The following is an 18,299-nucleotide window of genomic DNA, read 5'->3' on the forward strand; positions in this document are numbered from 1 at the left end:
CATGTCCATCCTGATCGACAAGAACACCAAGGTCATCTGCCAGGGCTTCACCGGCAAGAACGGCACCTTCCATTCCGAGGCCGCGATCGCCTACGGCACCAAGATGGTCGGCGGCACCTCGCCGGGCAAGGGCGGCTCGACGCATCTGGGCCTGCCGGTGTTCGACACCGTGCGCGAGGCGCGTGAGAAGACCGGGGCCGATGCGTCGGTGATCTACGTGCCGCCGCCGGGCGCGGCGGACGCGATCTGCGAAGCGATCGACGCCGAGATCCCGCTGATCGTCTGTATCACCGAGGGCATTCCCGTTATCGACATGGTCCGCGTCAAGCGCTCGCTGATCGGCTCCAAGTCGCGCCTGATCGGGCCGAACTGCCCGGGCGTCATGACCGCCGGCGAGTGCAAGATCGGCATCATGCCCGCCAACATCTTCAAGACCGGCTCGGTCGGCATCGTCTCCCGCTCGGGCACGCTGACCTATGAAGCCGTGTTCCAGACCTCCCAGGAGGGCCTCGGCCAGACCACTGCGGTCGGCATCGGCGGCGACCCGGTCAAGGGCACCGAGTTCATCGACGTTCTCGAGATGCTGCTCGCCGACCCCAAGACCGAATCGATCATCATGATCGGTGAGATCGGTGGTTCCGCCGAGGAGGACGCCGCCCAGTTCCTCAAGGACGAGGCCAAGCGCGGCCGCAAGAAGCCGATGGTTGGCTTCATCGCCGGCGTCACCGCCCCTCCCGGCCGGCGCATGGGCCATGCCGGCGCCATCATCTCGGGCGGCAAGGGCGACGCCGGTTCCAAGACCGAGGCGATGAAATCGGCAGGGATTACAGTGTCCCCGTCGCCCGCCCGCCTCGGCCATACGCTTGCCGAAAAGTTGAAAGGCTAATTCACTTCTTCGTGCTTTTCCGGGCGAAGTTTCGCAGCAAATAGGGTAAAGGGTGCCTGTCGCGTCGAGCCCTGTCGGGGGAGCTCGGCGCCAGCGCCGTTTGTTATGCGCGAACCGAAATCGCCAGGAACTCAAGTATGTCTCGCCAGGACGCGAACGCAGCCTTTGCCCTGTCATCCTTTTTGCAGGGCACCAACGCCACCTACATCGACGAAATCTACGCCCGCTACCAGAAGGACCCGTCCTCGGTCGACGCCGAGTGGCAGGAGTTCTTCAAGAGCCTGAACGACGCGCCCGCTGACATCAGCAAGAACGCGGAAGGCCCCTCCTGGGAGCGCGACAACTGGCCGCTGACCCCCAAGGACGATCTGACCTCCGCGCTCGACGGCAATTGGGCCGAAGTCGAGAAGACGGTCGGCAGCAAGATCGCCGCCAAGGCGCAAGCCAAGGGCGCCGACATCTCCTCCGCCGACCTGCTCCAGGCCACGCGCGACTCGGTCCGCGCCCTGATGCTGATCCGCTCCTACCGCATGCGCGGCCACTTCCACGCCAAGCTCGATCCGCTCGGCATCGAGGCCCAGCGCAACCGCGAAGAGCTCGACCCGCGCACCTACGGCTTCAGCGAGGCCGATTTCGACCGCAAGATCTTCCTCGATCACGTGCTCGGTCTCGAATACGGCACGATCCGCGAGATCACCGCGATCTGCGAGCGCACCTACTGCCAGACGCTCGGCGTCGAGTTCATGCATATCAGCAACGCCGCGCAGAAGGCCTGGATCCAGGAGCGCATCGAGGGACCCGACAAGGAGATCTCGTTCACCCGCGAAGGCCGCAGAGCGATCCTGCAGAAGCTGGTCGAGGCGGAAGGCTTCGAAAAGTTCTGCGACACCAAGTTCACCGGCACCAAGCGCTTCGGCCTCGACGGCGGCGAAGCCCTGATCCCCGCGCTCGAGCAAATCATCAAGCGTGGCGGCAATCTCGGCGTAAAGGAAATCGTGCTGGGCATGCCGCATCGCGGCCGCCTCAACGTGCTGACCCAGGTGATGGGCAAGGCGCACCGCGCCCTGTTCCACGAGTTCAAGGGCGGCTCGGCCAATCCCGACGCAGTCGAAGGCTCCGGCGACGTGAAGTATCACCTCGGCGCCTCCTCGGACCGTGAGTTCGACGGCAACCGCATCCATCTGTCGCTGACCGCCAACCCCTCGCATCTCGAGATCGTCGATCCCGTCGTGCTCGGCAAGGTGCGCGCCAAGCAGGATCAGCACGGCGATCCCCCGGATATGCGCATCTCCGTGATGCCGCTCCTGATGCACGGCGACGCGGCATTCGCCGGCCAGGGCGTGGTCGCCGAGTGCTTCGGCCTGTCCGATCTGAAGGGCTACCGCACCGGCGGCTCCGTGCACTTCATCGTCAACAACCAGATCGGCTTCACCACCTATCCGCGCTACTCGCGCTCCTCGCCGTACCCGTCGGACGTGGCGAAGATGATCGATGCGCCGATCTTCCACGTCAACGGCGACGATCCGGAAGCCGTCGTGTTCGCGGCCAAGGTCGCGACCGAATTCCGGCAGAAGTTCCACAAGCCCGTCGTCATCGACATGTGGTGCTATCGCCGCTACGGCCACAATGAGGGCGACGAGCCGGCCTTCACCCAGCCGGTGATGTACAAGCGGATCGCGGCCCATCCCTCGACGCTGACGCTCTACTCCAAGCGCCTGATCGCCGAAGGCGTGGTCACCGAGGGCGAGGTCGACAAGCTGAAGGCGGATTGGCGCGCCCGGCTCGATGCCGAATTCGAGGCCGGCACCTCCTACAAGCCGAACAAGGCCGACTGGCTCGACGGCAAGTGGGCGGGCTTCAAGATCGCCGACCAGGAAGAGGACGCGCGTCGCGGCGTCACCGGCGTCGATCTGCCTGTTCTGAAGGACATCGGCCGCAAGATCACCAAGGTGCCGGACGGTTTCCGCGTCCACCGCACCATTCAGCGCTTCCTCGATAACCGCGCCAAGGCGATCGAGAGCGGCAACGGCATCGACTGGGCGACCGGCGAGGCGCTGGCGTTCTGCTCACTGCTCAACGAGAACCACCACGTCCGCCTGTCCGGACAGGATTCGGAACGCGGCACCTTCTCGCAGCGCCATTCGGTCCTGATCGATCAGGAGGACGAGAGCCGCTACACGCCGTTCAACCATCTCGGTGGCGAGCAGGGCCATTACGAGGTCATCAACTCGCTGTTGTCGGAAGAGGCCGTGCTCGGTTTCGAATACGGCTATTCGCTCGCCGAGCCGAACACGCTGACGCTGTGGGAAGCCCAGTTCGGCGACTTCGCCAACGGCGCGCAGGTCGTGTTCGACCAGTTCATCTCCTCGGGTGAGCGCAAATGGCTGCGCATGTCTGGCCTCGTCTGCCTGCTGCCGCACGGCTATGAGGGCCAGGGACCGGAGCACTCCTCGGCGCGCCTCGAGCGTTACCTGCAGATGTGCGCGGAAGACAACATGCAGGTGGTCTACCCGACCACGCCGGCGAACTACTTTCACGCGCTGCGCCGGCAGCTGCACCGCGAGATCCGCAAGCCGCTGATCATGATGACGCCGAAGTCGCTGCTGCGTCACAAGCGGGCGGTGTCGCGTCTCGAAGAGCTGGCGAAGGGCACGACCTTCCACCGCATCCTCTATGATGATGCCCAGATGCTGCCGAACGAGGCGATCAAGCTCGTCCCCGACGAGAAGATCCGCCGCATCGTGCTGTGCTCCGGCAAGGTCTATTACGACCTCTACGAGGAGCGCGAGAAGCGCGGCATCGACGACATCTATCTGATGCGCGTCGAGCAGCTCTATCCGGTGCCGCTGAAGGCGCTGGTGGCCGAGCTGTCGCGCTTCAAGAAGGCCGAGATGGTGTGGTGCCAGGAAGAGCCCCGCAACATGGGTGCCTGGCATTTCATCGAGCCCTATCTGGAATGGGTGCTCAACCAGGTGAACGGCGCGAGCCGGCGTCCGCGCTATGTCGGCCGCGCCGCTTCCGCCGCGACCGCCACGGGTCTGATGTCCAAGCATCAGGCTCAGCTGAAGGCGTTCCTGGACGAAGCACTGAGCTGAACTTTTTGAACTGCGTCAGGCCCCGCCTCGTGCGCAACCAGCGCACCGGAGCGGGGCATCCAGTAACTCGTGACCTCCGCGTCAAGGCGAAGCGTCCCGGCTTGCTGGATGGCCTGCTTTTCGCGGGCCGTTGACGATCGACTTATGACCGCATTGGCGATCCCTTAAGGAAGAGACCATGACTGAAATTCGTGTGCCGACGCTCGGCGAATCCGTCACCGAGGCCACCATCGGCCGCTGGTTCAAGAAGGCCGGCGACCCCGTCGCCGTCGACGAGCCCTTGGTTGAGCTCGAGACCGACAAGGTCACCATCGAAGTCCCCGCGCCGTCCGCGGGCACGCTGAGCGAGATCATCGCCGCCGACGGCGCGACCGTCGCCGTGGGCGCGTTGCTCGGCCAGATCACCGACGGCGCCGGCGCGGCCAAGCCCGCCGCGGCATCCGCCAAGCCCGCTGCTGCTCCGGCACCCGCGGCTGCCGCTCCGGCTGCTGCCGCCGCACCGAAGGCGCCGCCGGCCGATGCGCCGCTCGCGCCCTCCGTGCGAAAGCTCTCCGCCGAGACCGGCATCGACGCCTCGACCGTTCCGGGCTCCGGTAAGGACGGCCGCGTCACCAAGGGCGACATGCTCGCGGCGATCGAGCGCGCCGCCTCCGCGCCGACCCCGGTGAACCAGCCCGCCGCCGCCGTGCAGGTGCGCGCGCCCTCGCCGGCCGATGACGCCGCCCGCGAGGAGCGCGTCAAGATGACCCGGCTGCGCCAGACCATCGCGCGCCGCCTCAAGGACGTGCAGAACACCGCGGCCATGCTCACGACCTTCAACGAGGTCGACATGACCAACGTCATGGCGCTGCGCGCGCATTACAAGGACGCGTTCGAGAAGAAGCATGGCGCCAAGCTCGGCTTCATGGGCTTCTTCACCAAGGCCGTCGTGCAGGCGCTGAAGGACATCCCGGCCGTCAACGCCGAGATCGACGGCAGCGACCTGATCTACAAGAACTACTACCACATCGGCGTTGCCGTCGGCACCGACAAGGGCCTCGTCGTGCCCGTGGTGCGCGACTGCGACCACAAGTCGATCTCCGACATCGAGAAGAGCATCGCCGATTTCGGCCGCCGCGCCCGCGACGGCCAGCTCAAGATCGACGAGATGCAGGGCGGCACCTTCACCATCACCAATGGCGGCATCTACGGCTCGCTGATGTCGACCCCGATCCTGAACGCGCCGCAGTCCGGCATTCTCGGCATGCACAAGATCCAGGAGCGGCCGATGGTTGTCGGCGGCAAGATCGAGGTCCGCCCGATGATGTATCTGGCGCTGTCCTACGACCACCGCGTCATCGACGGCAAGGAAGCCGTTACCTTCCTGGTCCGCGTCAAGGAGAGCCTGGAAGATCCGGCGCGTCTGGTGCTCGATCTCTGATCCCTGATGCTCTGCGAGCGCCGTCGCCATTCGCGACGGCGCGTGTCGAACCATGGAGGCGCGCGTGACGGATAAAGTCGTTGTCATCACCGGCGGCAGCCGCGGCATCGGGCGGGCGACCGCGCTTGCGGCGGCCGCGCGCGGCTACCGTGTCGTGGTCGGGTACGCCAGCAACAAGAAGGCCGCCGACGAGGTCGTCTCGCAGATCGAAGCGAGCAACGGCAAGGCCGTCGCGGTGAAGTGCGATGTCGCCGAGGAGCGCGACATCATCAACCTGTTCAAGGAGGCCGACAAGTTCGGCACCCTCGGTGCACTCGTCAACAATGGCGGCATCGTCGGGACCAGCGGCGTGCGCGTCGACGAGATGTCGGCCGAGCGCATCCAGCGCGTGCTGGCGGTCAACGTCACCGGCTCGATCCTCTGCGCGCGCGAGGCCGTGAAGCGGATGTCGACCAAGCATGGCGGCAAGGGCGGCGTCATCGTCAATTTGTCGTCGGTCGCGGCCAGGCTCGGCGCCCCCAACACCTATGTCGATTATGCCGCGTCCAAGGGCGCGATCGATTCCTTCACCACCGGCCTCGGCTATGAGGTCGCGAACGAAGGCATTCGCGTCGCGGGCATTCGCCCGGGCCTGATCGACACCGAAATCCACGCCTCGGGCGGCGAGCCCGACCGGCACCATCGTCTGGCTCATATGGTGCCGATGAAGCGCGTCGGCACCGCCGACGAGATCGCGAGCGCCATCCTCTGGCTGATGTCGGACGAGGCCTCCTACGTCACCGCAGCCACTCTCGATGTGTCCGGCGGACGCTGACGCACCGCGCGGACGCTGACACATCCTCATCACGCTAAACTCACGGGACTTCCTCTCATGGCTACCTACGATCTCGTCGTCATCGGCACCGGACCTGGCGGTTATGTCTGCGCGGTGCGCGCCAGCCAGCTCGGCATGAAAGTCGCCGTGGTCGAAAAGAACGCAACCCTCGGCGGCACCTGCCTCAACGTCGGCTGCATGCCGTCGAAGGCGCTGCTGCACGCCTCCGAGATGTTCGAGGAAGCCGCGCACTCCTTCGCCAAGATGGGCGTGTCGGTCTCCTCGCCGAAGCTCGATCTGCCGGCGATGATGAACTTCAAGCAGCAGGGCATCGACGGCAACGTCAAGGGCGTCGAGTTCCTGATGAAGAAGAACAAGGTCGACGTGCTCAAGGGCACCGGCAAGATCTTAGGGACCGGCAAGGTCGAGGTTTCCGCCGACGGCAAGTCGCAGGTGGTCGAAACCAAGAACATCGTGATTGCCACCGGCTCGGACATCGCGCGCCTCAAGGGCATCGAGATCGACGAGAAGCGCATCGTGTCCTCGACCGGCGCGCTGTCGCTCGACAAGGTCCCCGGCAAGCTGCTGATCGTCGGCGCCGGCGTGATCGGCCTCGAGCTCGGCTCGGTCTGGCACCGCTTAGGTGCCGAAGTCGTCGTGGTCGAATTCCTCGACCGCATCCTGCCCGGCATGGACGGCGAGATCGCCAAGCAATTCCAGCGCATCCTCGAGAAGCAGGGCTTTGCGTTCAAGCTGGGCGCCAAGGTCACGGGCGTCGATACCTCCGGCAAGATGCTGAAGGCGACGGTCGAGCCCGCCGCCGGCGGCGGCGCCGAGACGCTCGAAGCCGACGTCGTGCTCGTCTGCATCGGCCGCGTGCCCTACACCGATGGCCTCGGCCTGAAGGAAGCCGGTGTCGCGCTCGACCCCCGCGGCCGCGTGCAGATCGACCCGCATTTCGCCACCAGCCTGAAGGGCGTCTATGCCATCGGCGACGTCGTCGCTGGGCCGATGCTCGCGCACAAGGCCGAGGATGAAGGCGTGGCGGTGGCCGAGATCATCGCAGGGCAGGCCGGTCACGTGAACTACGACGTCATCCCGGGCGTCGTGTATACCACGCCGGAAGTATCCTCCGTCGGCAAGACCGAGGAGGAACTGAAGCAGGCGGGCACGGCTTATACCGTCGGAAAGTTTCCGTTCACCGCCAACGGCCGCTCCAAGGTCAACCAGACCACCGACGGTTTTGTGAAGATTCTCGCAGATGCGAAGACCGATCGCGTGCTCGGCGTGCACATTATCGGCCGCGAAGCCGGCGAAATGATCCATGAAGCCTGTGTTCTCATGGAGTTTGGCGGCAGTGCGGAAGATCTCGCGCGCACCTGCCACGCGCATCCGACCCGCTCGGAGGCCGTCAAGGAAGCCGCGCTTGCAGTCGGCAAGCGGGCCATCCATATGTAGCGACGCGCCCAGCGCCGAATCGGGCGGGAAACATATGCTGCGCCGCCTTCTTCAACCGGTCTGGGTCCTGCTTGCGATCATCTTCCTGATCGAAGCCTGGCTGTGGGACCATCTCGAGCCGATCGTTGCGAAGGTCGTCGCGGCGATCCCGCTGGCGCGCTTCAAGCAATGGCTGACGGAGCGCGTCGACGCGCTGTCGCCGGCCATGACGCTGATCGTGTTCGCCGTGCCCGTGATCCCGCTGTTTCCGCTCAAGCTGGTCGGGCTGTGGCTGCTCGCGCACGAATACTGGACCAGCGCAGTCTTCACGATCCTGTTCGCAAAAATGCTCGGCGTCGGCGTCACCGCCTTCGTGTTCGACGTGACGCGCGACAAGCTTTTGGAGATGCACTGGTTCGAGCGGATCTACGATCTCGTGCTGAAGCTCCGCGCCAAGGCGCACCTGCTGGTCGACCCGATCAAGCGCCGTATTCGCGAGCTGATCGCCGGCAACGGCGAAGGCTGGTCCTCCCGCACGCTGCGCCTGATCCAGCGCTTCAGGAAGAGCGTGCACCAGGCGCGGTAGCTGCGCGCCACACACAGCCCTCAGTGCAAATGCAACAAATGCGGCCACCACAGGCCGAGCCCGGTCATGAACAGGCCGGCGAGCGTCAGGATGCCGCTGACATAGGCCAGCGCGAACATGCCGGTGATGATGGTGGCCGAGGCCAGCACGATGCCGATCTGGAAGGCGGCCGAGGCCAGCTCGAAATGATGGTATTTCGCGGTCGCCTCGTCGCGGTCGTGCTCGGCGTGCTTGGCCTTCTCCGCGAGCTGCTCGGTGCCTTCACCGGTCTCCGGCTCGGAGCGGTAGCGTGCCGCGGTCTTGGTCCAGTCGTCGACCTGCTTCTGCACCGTTGCCTTGATGGCGTCGTCGGCCGTGCCAGCCAGCGTCAGCTTGCCCTGCTCGGCTGCGGTCACCACCACGGTGCGGCGGATGCTCTTGGCCTGGAAGAACGCCCAGAGATTGGCGGCTTCGACGTTCTTGCTGATCGATTCGGTCTGGGCGCCCTTGCCGAGCGTCTCCGACACCGCCAGGAACAGCGCCAGCACCGCGATCAGGAGCGCGATCTTCTTGTTCGAGCCGGACGCGTGTTCGGCGTGCTCGGCATGCTCCATGCTTTCGTGTGCGCTCATGATTCCCTCCGGTTCGGTGCCGCAACGATTGACCGAACCGCGCGGCCTGCGCAAGAGGCCTGACCGCTATGACAGCTTCATGTCAGGATTCAGCGGCCATTCACCGCCGCGGATGCGCGCTCGCATACACTTCGAGCAGCCGCTCGGAATCGATGCCGGTATAGACCTGCGTGGTCGAGAGCGAGGAATGGCCGAGCAATTCCTGGATCGCGCGCAGGTCGCCGCCGCGCGAGAGCAGATGCGTGGCGAAGGAGTGCCGCAGCGCGTGCGGCGTGGCGCTGTCGGGCAGCCCGAGCGCGCCGCGCAGCCGCTCCATCGCGAGCTGGATGATGCGCGGGCTCAAGGGACCGCCGCGCGCGCCGACGAAGATCGGCCCTTCCGCCGGCAGCGGATAGGGGCACATCGCAACGTACTCGTGCACCAGCTCGAGCACGTTCTGCAGCACCGGCACCATGCGGGTCTTGTTGCCCTTGCCTGTGACGACCAGCACGTCGCCTTCGCCGGGCCGCGGCACCTCGCGGCGCTTCAGGCCGAGCGCTTCGGAGATGCGCAGGCCGGAGCCGTACAGGAGCGCCATCACTGCGGCATCGCGCGCAAGGATCCAGGTCTCGCGGTCCTCGCCGGCGCGCTCGTCGGCATCGGCAAGACGTTTTGCCGATGCCATCGGCAACGGCTTCGGCAGGCTTTTTGCGACTTTTGGCGCGCGAATGGCAGAGAGTGCGCCGACCTTGCCTTTGCCTTCTCGTTCGAGGAAGCGGCCGAACGAGCGCAGGCCCGCAAGCGCGCGCATCAGGCTGCGGCCGGCGATGTCGTCGGCGCGGCGCATCGCCATGAAGGCGCGCACGTCGGTCGCCTCCAGCGCGGCGAAGCGCTTGAGCGTCACGCGCTCGCCCCAATGATTGCAGAGAAAATCCAGGCACTGCCTTAAGTCGCGGCCATAGGCCTCCAGCGTCTTCGGCGACAGCCGCCGCTCGGCGCCGAGATGCGCCAGCCAGCGTGCCATCTCCTGCGCGAGCGAGGGGTCGGCGCTGGCGAGCTCGATTGTTGGTGCGGCGGCTTTGCTCATGCGCTCTGGACGGAATGATTCCGCTCAGTATATCGCATCCCACTCGTTTATCGTTCGCTAAGGCCGCGCGAGGGCGCTAGCCTTGAGGCCCCGGGTTCCGATTCTCCCCCAAAGACCGTTGATGGATCATTCGTCGCGCAGCACGGCCGCCCCCACCAACTCGACCGGCATGGTCGACGTGCTGGTGCCGGTCGCGCTCGACCAGACCTATTCCTACAAGGTGCCGCGCGGCATGACGCTGAAGGCGGGCGATCTCGTCGGCGTGCCGCTCGGGCCGCGCGAGGTGCTCGCCGTGGTCTGGGGCGAAAACGCCAATCCCGATCCGCGCCTGCACAACCGCCTCAAGGAGGTCAGCGAGAAGCTCGACATCCCGCCGCTCAAGCCCGAGCTGCGATCCGTGGTCGACTGGGTCGCCAATTACACGCTGAGCCCGCGCGGCATGGTGCTGCGCATGTGCCTGCGGATGGGCGAGAATCTCGGCCCCGAGCGGGTGCGGCCCGGCGTGCGCCTGACCGGTGATCCGCCCAGGCGGCTGACGCCCGCCCGCCAGCGCGTGATCGAGGTGCTGTCGGACCGGCTGCTGCATGGCAAGTCCGAAGCGGCCAAGGAAGCCGGCGTCTCCTCGGGCGTGATCGACGGCCTCGTCGATGAAGGCACGCTCACGGTCGAGCCGATGCCGCCACCGCTGCCGCCGCCCGCGCCCGATCCGGATTTCGGCCGGCCGGATTTCACACCGCTGCAACGCGCCGCGGTCGACACCATGCGCGCGCTCGCCGCCAACGGCACCTTCCACGTCGCGCTGCTCGACGGCGTCACCGGCTCGGGCAAGACAGAGGTCTATTTCGAGGCGGTCGCGGAAGCGATCCGCCGCGGCAGGCAATCGCTGATCTTGATGCCGGAGATCGCGCTCACCGGCCAGTTCCTCGATCGCTTCGCGCAGCGCTTCGGCGTGCGGCCGATCGAGTGGCATTCCGAGCTCACCCCGCGCACCCGCGCGCGCAATTGGGCGGCGATCTCCGAAGGAACCGCGCCGGTCGTGGTCGGCGCGCGTTCGGCGCTGTTTCTGCCTTACGCCAATCTCGGCCTGATCGTCGTCGATGAAGAGCACGATCAGGCCTACAAGCAGGACGAGGGCGTGCATTATCACGCCCGCGACATGGCGGTGGTGCGCGCGCATATCGCCAAGATTCCGGTCGTGCTGGCCTCCGCGACGCCGTCGGTCGAATCCGAGGTCAATGCGCGCAAGAACCGCTATCAGCGCATCGCGCTGCCCTCACGCTTCGGTGGCCAGCACATGCCGCATATCGAGGCGATCGCCCTGCGGCGCGAGCCGCCGGCACGCGGCCGCTTCATCTCGCCGCGCCTCGCCGGCGAGATCAGAGGCGCGATCGAGAAGCGCGAGCAGGCGCTGTTGTTCCTCAACCGCCGCGGCTATGCGCCGCTGACGCTGTGCCGGGCCTGCGGCCATCGCTTCGCCTGCACCATCTGCGATGCCTGGCTGGTCGATCATCGCTTCCGCCAGCGCCTGGTCTGTCACCATTGCGGCTTCTCGATGCCGCGCCCGCATCTCTGCCCGAACTGTTCGGCGGAGGAATCGCTGGTCGCGGTCGGGCCCGGCGTCGAGCGCCTGCAGGAGGAAGCGGCTGCGCTGTTTCCGCAAGCCCGCACCATGGTGCTGTCGAGCGATCTCATCACCTCGATCGAGACGATGCGCAGCGAGCTTGCTGAGATCGCGGAAGGCCGCGTCGACATCATCATCGGCACGCAGCTGGTGGCAAAGGGTCACAATTTTCCGCGGCTCAATCTGGTCGGTGTGGTCGATGCGGATCTGGGCCTCAGCAACGGCGATCCGCGTGCGGCGGAACGCACCTGGCAATTGCTCAACCAGGTGATCGGCCGCGCCGGGCGCGAGCAGGGCCGCGGCGTCGGCTATCTGCAGACGCACCAGCCCGATCATCCCGTGATGCGCGCGCTGATCGCCTGCGACCGCGAGGCCTTCTACGACAGCGAGATCGAGCTGCGCGAGAAGACGCTGTATCCGCCGTTCGGCCGGCTCGCCAGCCTGATCATCTCCGCCGGCGATCGCCCGAGCGCCGAAGGTCTCGGCCGCCGGCTCGTCGCGCTGGCGCCGCGCGACGAGCGCGTCGTGGTGCTCGGCCCGGCGGAAGCGCCGCTCGCCGTCATCAAGGGCCGCTACCGCTTCCGCATCCTGGTGAAATCGGCCCGCGGTTTCGATCTGTCGGACTATTTGCGCAACTGGCTCGCGGTCTGCCCGAAGCCGACAGGCAATCAGAAGCTCGAAGTCGACGTCGATCCGCAGAGTTTTTTGTAACGGCTGCCCGCAGCCACATCCTCCTCCGTCATTCCGGGGCGCGACGAAGTCGCGAGCCCGGAATCCATTCGTCCACCAACTCTGCCGCCTGATGGATTCCGGGTTCACGCTGCGCGTGCCCCGGAATGACAGGACGTAAAAAAGCCCGCGGTCCCCCAAGACCGCGGGCTTGTTTCACGTGCGCAGCAAACTGATGAAAACTGCGCGTTCGCTCAAGACGCGGATCGCGCCTTAGGAGACGACCTCCGCGGTGACGCGGCCGACGCCGGCGCCGGTGAGGCCGATGGCGCGGGCGGCACCGGTGGAGAGGTCGAGAACCCGGCCGCGAATGAACGGGCCGCGGTCATTAATGGTGACGACGACACTCTGGCCACGATGGGTGACGCGCAGCTTGGTGCCGAACGGCAGCGAGCGGTGCGCCGCGGTCAGGGCGTTCTGATTGAAACGCGCGCCCGAGGCCGTGCGGCTGCCGGACTCGTTGCCGTAATAGGACGCCATGCCGGAGAAGCTGCGGCCCGTGCCCGAGGTCGGCGTCATCAACGCGTTGGCGTTGCGCCAGTCGGAGGTCGGGTTGGCGTCGGTCTGTGCGTGGTGGCGATGATGATGCCTGTGGTGGCGGGATTTGGCGGAAGCTTCGGTGGCAGTTCCACCGATGAGGAGAGTTGCGGCAATGAAAGCAATCGCCGTGCGTGGCCGGGTCGCAAAGCCCAGCGTCTTCAAAGACAGCATTTAGTGGTCCCTAAGCTAGTATTGCCACATATGTGGCTAGTGGAGCCCCCATCAGTTTGTGAGCGCTTTGGCGTTTCGATTCCCAATGCGGCGTGAATTGGGCAGTAAATCCGTTCTGTGTCGCCATGAAATATCTTGTTACCGACCGCCGATATTCAGCCGATGTTCCGTAATCTTCGGCTTTAACGATTCATTAAGCTATTCATTACTATCGAATACTGTAAAACGAAGTCATCGCCCCCCGCGTTTAGAATTGGGTAAGTATTCAGCGAGTGGAGCTGAGGGAGCCGGAATCACGCCTCAGCGATCCGTGTTCATGGCCGCTATGCGCTGAGGGCAGGAACCAACACCGGGGGAGGGCCGCGACGGCCTCGCCAATTCCGCGGCGCGGCAGGTGTCGTCCAAGTCCTTGATCCAGTCCCGGTCCGGTCTGCGGGTCAGGCGGTGATCGATGTGTCGCAACATGCGACGAACTGGCGACAGAACCTCGTGCCTTTAATTTGGCGTCATGTTGCACCTGCGCGCCTGCTATGTTAGCAAAGCCGCGATTTTAACGAGCCCGGCACGTCCCGTGCTGGTCGAAAATCGAAGTCCCGCTTGAATTCCAAGGGCTTGGATCGCTAGGCGCCGCTTTGTGGCGACGGTTTTTCCCTTGCGAGTTTGACAGCAAAAAGAGCGCGTCTGTGGCTGCAGAAGATACGTCCGTTTCAGGTGTGTCCGGCCGTTATGCAACGGCCTTGTTTGAACTGGCCCGCGACCAGAAGGTGGTCGATGAGGTCAAAGCCGATCTCGACAAATTCGAAGCCTTGCTGAACGAGAGTGCCGATCTCAAGCGCCTCGTCCGCAGCCCGGTGTTCGCGGCCGACGCCCAGTCCAAGGCGCTCGGCGCCGTCCTGGCCAAGGCCGGTATCGCCGGCATCTCCGCCAATTTCCTGAAAGTGCTGACCGCCAACCGCCGCCTGTTCGCGGTGGCCGACGTCATTCGCGCCTATCGCGCCCTCGTCGCCAAGTTCAAGGGCGAGACGACGGCCGACGTCACGGTGGCCGAAGCGCTCTCTGACAAGAATCTCGACGCCCTCAAGGTTGCCCTGAAGTCGGTGACCGGCAAGGACGTCGCGCTGAACGTGAAAGTCGATCCCGCGATCATCGGTGGCCTCGTCGTCAAGCTGGGCAGCCGCATGGTCGATGGTTCGCTTCGCACCAAACTCAATGCGATCAAGCACGCGATGAAAGAGGCAGGCTGATGGACATCCGCGCCGCGGAAATTTCCGCGATCCTCAAGGACCAGATCAAGAATTTCGGCCAGGAAGCTGAAGTCTCCGAAGTCGGACAGGTGCTGTCCGTCGGCGACGGTATCGCCCGCGTCTACGGTCTGGACAACGTCCAGGCCGGTGAAATGGTCGAGTTCGAGAACGGCACCCGCGGCATGGCGCTGAATCTCGAAACCGATAACGTCGGTGTCGTTATTTTCGGTGCCGACCGCGAGATCAAGGAAGGCCAGACCGTCAAGCGCACCCGCGCCATCGTGGACGCGCCGGTCGGCAAGGGTCTGCTCGGCCGCGTCGTCGACGCGCTCGGCAATCCCATCGACGGCAAGGGTCCGATCCAGGCTGACAAGCGCATGCGCGTCGACGTCAAGGCGCCCGGCATCATTCCGCGCAAGTCGGTGAACGAGCCGATGGCGACCGGCCTCAAGGCGATCGATGCCCTGATCCCGATCGGCCGCGGCCAGCGCGAATTGATCATCGGCGACCGTCAGACCGGCAAGACCGCGATCGCGCTCGACACCATTCTGAACCAGAAGCCGCTCAATTCGCAGCCCGACGAGAACATCAAGCTGTACTGCGTCTACGTCGCGGTCGGCCAGAAGCGTTCGACCGTCGCCCAGTTCGTGAAGGTTCTGGAAGAGCAGGGCGCGCTCGAATATTCGATCGTCGTCGCCGCCACCGCCTCCGATCCGGCGCCGATGCAGTACATCGCGCCGTTCACCGGCTGCACCATGGGCGAGTACTTCCGCGACAACGGCATGCACGCCGTGATCATCTATGACGATTTGTCCAAGCAGGCCGTTGCCTACCGCCAGATGTCGCTGCTGCTGCGCCGCCCGCCGGGCCGCGAAGCCTATCCCGGCGACGTGTTCTATCTGCACTCCCGCCTGCTCGAGCGCGCGGCGAAGCTGAACAAGGACCAGGGCTCGGGCTCGCTGACGGCGCTGCCGGTCATCGAAACCCAGGCCAACGACGTGTCGGCCTACATCCCGACCAACGTCATCTCGATCACCGACGGCCAGATCTTCCTGGAAACCGATCTGTTCTTCCAGGGCATCCGTCCCGCGGTGAACGTCGGTCTGTCGGTGTCGCGCGTTGGTTCGTCCGCGCAGACCAAGGCCACCAAGAAGGTCGCCGGCAAGATCAAGGGCGAGCTCGCGCAGTACCGCGAAATGGCGGCGTTCGCGCAGTTCGGCTCCGACCTTGACGCCTCGACCCAGCGCCTGCTCAACCGCGGCTCGCGCCTCACCGAGCTCTTGAAGCAGCCGCAGTTCGCGCCGCTGAAGATGGAAGAGCAGGTCTGCGTGATCTGGGCCGGCACCAACGGCTATCTCGATCCGCTCCCGCTCAACAAGGTGCGTGCGTTCGAGGACGGTCTGCTCTCGCTGCTGCGCGGCAAGAACGTCGAGATCCTCAACGCGATCCGCGACTCCCGCGACCTCTCCGACGACGTGGCTGCAAAGCTGAAGTCGGTGGTCGAAGGTTTTGCGAAGAGCTTCGCGTAACTTAAGGCATGGCCGGATCCTTCCGGCCGTGACCGTTTCGCGAGAAGCAAAGCAATAAGAAGCGTGCCCGGCGCCCGGCCGGGCATTGCGATAGGGACAGGCTAGCGGTCCGGCATATTGGTCGAACCGCCGGGGTGAACGAAGAAATGGCGTCACTTAAAGACATGCGCGTCCGCATCGCCTCCACCAAGGCGACGCAGAAGATCACCAAGGCCATGCAGATGGTCGCCGCCTCCAAGCTGCGCCGTGCGCAGACCGCCGCGGAAGCGGCGCGTCCCTATGCCGACAAGATGAGCGCGGTGATCTCCAACATCGCCAGCGCCGCCGCGGGCTCGCCCGGCGCGCCCGTGCTGCTGGCCGGCACCGGCCGCGACCAGGTTCACCTGCTGCTGGTCTGCACCGGCGAGCGCGGTCTGTCTGGCGCCTTCAACTCCTCGATCGTGCGCCTAGCGCGCGAGCGCGCCTTGGCGCTGATGGCGCAGGGCAAGGACGTGAAGTTCTTCTGCGTCGGCCGCAAGGGTTACGAGCAGCTCCGCCGTCAGTTCGACAAGCAGATCATCGAACACCTCGACTTGCGCAGCGTCCGCCAGCTCGGCTTCGTCAATGCCGAGGACATCGCCAAGAAAGTCCTGGCGCGGTTCGACAACGGTGAGTTCGACGTCTGCACGCTGTTCTATTCCCGCTTCAAGTCGGTGATCGCGCAGATCCCGACCGCCCAGCAGATCATCCCGCTGGTGGTCGAGGAGGCAGGTAGCACCAACACGACGGCTTACGAATACGAGCCCGAGGAGGACGAGATCCTCACCCGCCTGCTGCCGCGCAACCTCGCGGTCCAGATCTTCCGCGCGCTGCTCGAGAACAACGCCTCGTTCTACGGCGCGCAGATGAGCGCGATGGACAACGCGACGCGCAACGCCGGTGAAATGATCCGCAAGCAGACGCTGGTCTACAACCGCACGCGTCAGGCGCAGATCACCAAGGAATTGATCGAAATCATCTCGGGCGCCGAAGCCGTCTGACCAAGGCGCTTCAGTTCCCATCAAACGCAACATCACGGTCAAGCTGACCGCAGACTAAAAGTTCGGATCGAAGGAGACATTCAATGGCAGCCCAGGTCGGTCGCGTCACCCAGGTCATCGGCGCCGTCGTCGACGTGCAGTTCGAAGGCCACCTCCCGGCCATTCTCAATTCGCTCGAGACCAAGAACGGCGGCAACCGCCTGGTCCTCGAAGTCGCCCAGCATCTCGGCGAGTCCACCGTGCGCACCATCGCAATGGACACCACCGAAGGTCTGGTCCGCGGCCAGGAAGTGACCGACACCGGTGCGCCGATCCGCGTTCCCGTCGGCGAAGGCACGCTCGGCCGCATCATCAACGTCATCGGGGAGCCGATCGACGAAGCCGGTCCGGTCAAGACCGAAGGCCTGCGCGCGATCCACCAGGAAGCGCCGACCTACACCGACCAGTCCACCGAAGCTGAAATTCTTGTCACCGGCATCAAGGTCGTCGACCTGCTCGCGCCCTACGCCAAGGGCGGCAAGATCGGCCTGTTCGGCGGCGCCGGCGTCGGCAAGACCGTGCTGATTCAGGAGCTGATCAACAACGTCGCGAAGGCGCACGGTGGTTACTCCGTGTTCGCCGGCGTCGGCGAGCGTACTCGTGAGGGCAACGACCTCTATCACGAGTTCATCGAGTCCAAGGTCAACGCCGATCCGAAGAACCCGGATCCGAGCGTGAAGTCGAAGTGCGCGCTGGTGTTCGGTCAGATGAACGAGCCCCCCGGCGCCCGCGCCCGCGTCGCGCTCACCGGCCTCACCATCGCGGAAGACTTCCGCGACCAGGGCCAGGACGTGCTGTTCTTCGTCGACAACATCTTCCGCTTCACCCAGGCCGGCTCGGAAGTGTCGGCGCTCCTCGGTCGTATTCCTTCGGCGGTGGGTTATCAGCCGACGCTCGCGACCGACATGGGCGCGCTGCAGGAGCGCATCACCACCACGCAGAAGGGCTCGATCACCTCGGTGCAGGCCATCTACGTTCCGGCCGACGACTTGACCGATCCGGCGCCGGCGACCTCGTTCGCGCATCTTGACGCGACCACCACGCTGTCGCGCTCGATCGCCGAAAAGGGCATCTACCCCGCGGTGGACCCGCTCGACTCGACCTCGCGCATGCTCTCGCCGCTGGTCGTCGGCGAGGAGCACTACGCCGTCGCCCGCCAGGTCCAGCAGGTGCTGCAGCGCTACAAGGCGCTCCAGGACATCATCGCCATTCTCGGCATGGACGAGCTTTCGGAAGAGGACAAGCTGACCGTGGCCCGCGCTCGCAAGGTCGAGCGCTTCATGTCGCAGCCGTTCCACGTCGCCGAAATCTTCACCGGCTCGCCGGGCAAGTTCGTCGACCTCGCCGACACCATCAAGGGCTTCAAGGGCCTGGTGGAAGGCAAGTACGACCACCTGCCGGAAGCCGCCTTCTACATGGTCGGCACCATCGAAGAGGCGGTCGAGAAGGGCAAGAAGCTGGCGGCGGAAGCGGCCTAATTCTAGGTGTCATT

Annotated in this window: 14 protein-coding genes; 11 read left to right on the forward strand and 3 right to left on the reverse strand. The window is 65.2% G+C overall.

Features of this window, described 5'->3' with window-relative positions:
- The first annotated feature begins 1 nt into the window (after position 1).
- From sucD to X268_RS33780, 6 genes are all read left to right on the forward strand, one after another.
- Positions 2-886 carry a succinate--CoA ligase subunit alpha gene (gene sucD / locus X268_RS33755; protein ID WP_122400407.1) on the forward strand — a complete coding sequence of 295 codons (885 nt, stop codon included), beginning with the start codon at positions 2-4 and terminating at the stop codon, positions 884-886.
- Positions 887-1,023: 137 nt separating this feature from the next.
- Positions 1,024-3,981 (forward strand): 2-oxoglutarate dehydrogenase E1 component, encoded by a 2,958-nt coding sequence (locus tag X268_RS33760; protein ID WP_128928950.1) that lies wholly within the window; start codon positions 1,024-1,026, stop codon positions 3,979-3,981.
- A 178-nt stretch (positions 3,982-4,159) separates the two neighbouring features.
- Positions 4,160-5,401: a 2-oxoglutarate dehydrogenase complex dihydrolipoyllysine-residue succinyltransferase gene (odhB, locus tag X268_RS33765; RefSeq protein WP_128928951.1), complete on the forward strand. Its 1,242-nt coding sequence runs from the start codon at positions 4,160-4,162 to the stop codon at positions 5,399-5,401.
- Between the two features lie 52 nt (positions 5,402-5,453).
- Positions 5,454-6,215, forward strand: coding sequence for an SDR family oxidoreductase (locus X268_RS33770; protein WP_128928952.1), 762 nt, complete (start codon positions 5,454-5,456; stop codon positions 6,213-6,215).
- A 57-nt stretch (positions 6,216-6,272) separates the two neighbouring features.
- Positions 6,273-7,673 (forward strand): dihydrolipoyl dehydrogenase, encoded by a 1,401-nt coding sequence (lpdA, locus tag X268_RS33775; RefSeq protein WP_128928953.1) that lies wholly within the window; start codon positions 6,273-6,275, stop codon positions 7,671-7,673.
- Positions 7,674-7,707: 34 nt separating this feature from the next.
- Positions 7,708-8,238 carry a hypothetical protein gene (locus tag X268_RS33780; protein WP_128928954.1) on the forward strand — a complete coding sequence of 177 codons (531 nt, stop codon included), beginning with the start codon at positions 7,708-7,710 and terminating at the stop codon, positions 8,236-8,238.
- Between the two features lie 20 nt (positions 8,239-8,258).
- Here X268_RS33780 and X268_RS33785 read toward each other — a convergent pair whose 3' ends face one another.
- On the reverse strand, positions 8,259-8,849 hold the full coding sequence (locus X268_RS33785; RefSeq protein WP_128928955.1) for a DUF4337 domain-containing protein: 591 nt from the start codon (positions 8,847-8,849) through the stop codon (positions 8,259-8,261).
- A 100-nt stretch (positions 8,850-8,949) separates the two neighbouring features.
- Positions 8,950-9,915, reverse strand: a complete 966-nt coding sequence (locus tag X268_RS33790; protein WP_128928956.1) for a tyrosine recombinase XerC — start codon at positions 9,913-9,915, stop codon at positions 8,950-8,952.
- A gap of 121 nt (positions 9,916-10,036) precedes the next feature.
- On the opposite strand from X268_RS33790, the gene X268_RS33795 reads away from it, so the two are divergent.
- Entirely contained in the window at positions 10,037-12,247 is a 2,211-nt protein-coding gene (locus X268_RS33795; protein ID WP_128928957.1) for a primosomal protein N', read from the forward strand.
- A 231-nt stretch (positions 12,248-12,478) separates the two neighbouring features.
- On the opposite strand, the gene X268_RS33800 is transcribed toward X268_RS33795, so the two are convergent.
- Positions 12,479-12,976 carry a septal ring lytic transglycosylase RlpA family protein gene (locus X268_RS33800; protein ID WP_128928958.1) on the reverse strand — a complete coding sequence of 166 codons (498 nt, stop codon included), beginning with the start codon at positions 12,974-12,976 and terminating at the stop codon, positions 12,479-12,481.
- A 683-nt stretch (positions 12,977-13,659) separates the two neighbouring features.
- Between X268_RS33800 and X268_RS33805 the strand changes: the two genes are divergently transcribed.
- The 4 genes from X268_RS33805 (at position 13,660) to atpD (ending at position 18,285) form a co-directional block, all read left to right on the forward strand.
- Positions 13,660-14,220, forward strand: coding sequence for a F0F1 ATP synthase subunit delta (locus tag X268_RS33805; RefSeq protein ID WP_128928959.1), 561 nt, complete (start codon positions 13,660-13,662; stop codon positions 14,218-14,220).
- Complete coding sequence (gene atpA / locus X268_RS33810) at positions 14,220-15,749, forward strand: F0F1 ATP synthase subunit alpha (protein ID WP_128928960.1); 1,530 nt, start codon at positions 14,220-14,222, stop codon at positions 15,747-15,749. The genes X268_RS33805 and atpA overlap by 1 nt, the downstream gene beginning before the upstream one ends.
- A gap of 146 nt (positions 15,750-15,895) precedes the next feature.
- Entirely contained in the window at positions 15,896-16,768 is an 873-nt protein-coding gene (locus tag X268_RS33815; protein ID WP_128928961.1) for a F0F1 ATP synthase subunit gamma, read from the forward strand.
- Between the two features lie 83 nt (positions 16,769-16,851).
- Positions 16,852-18,285, forward strand: coding sequence for a F0F1 ATP synthase subunit beta (gene atpD, locus X268_RS33820; protein WP_027561880.1), 1,434 nt, complete (start codon positions 16,852-16,854; stop codon positions 18,283-18,285).
- Positions 18,286-18,299: the final 14 nt, after the last annotated feature.

This window comes from Bradyrhizobium guangxiense, from assembly GCF_004114915.1.
Classification (GTDB): Bacteria; Pseudomonadota; Alphaproteobacteria; order Rhizobiales; family Xanthobacteraceae; genus Bradyrhizobium; species Bradyrhizobium guangxiense.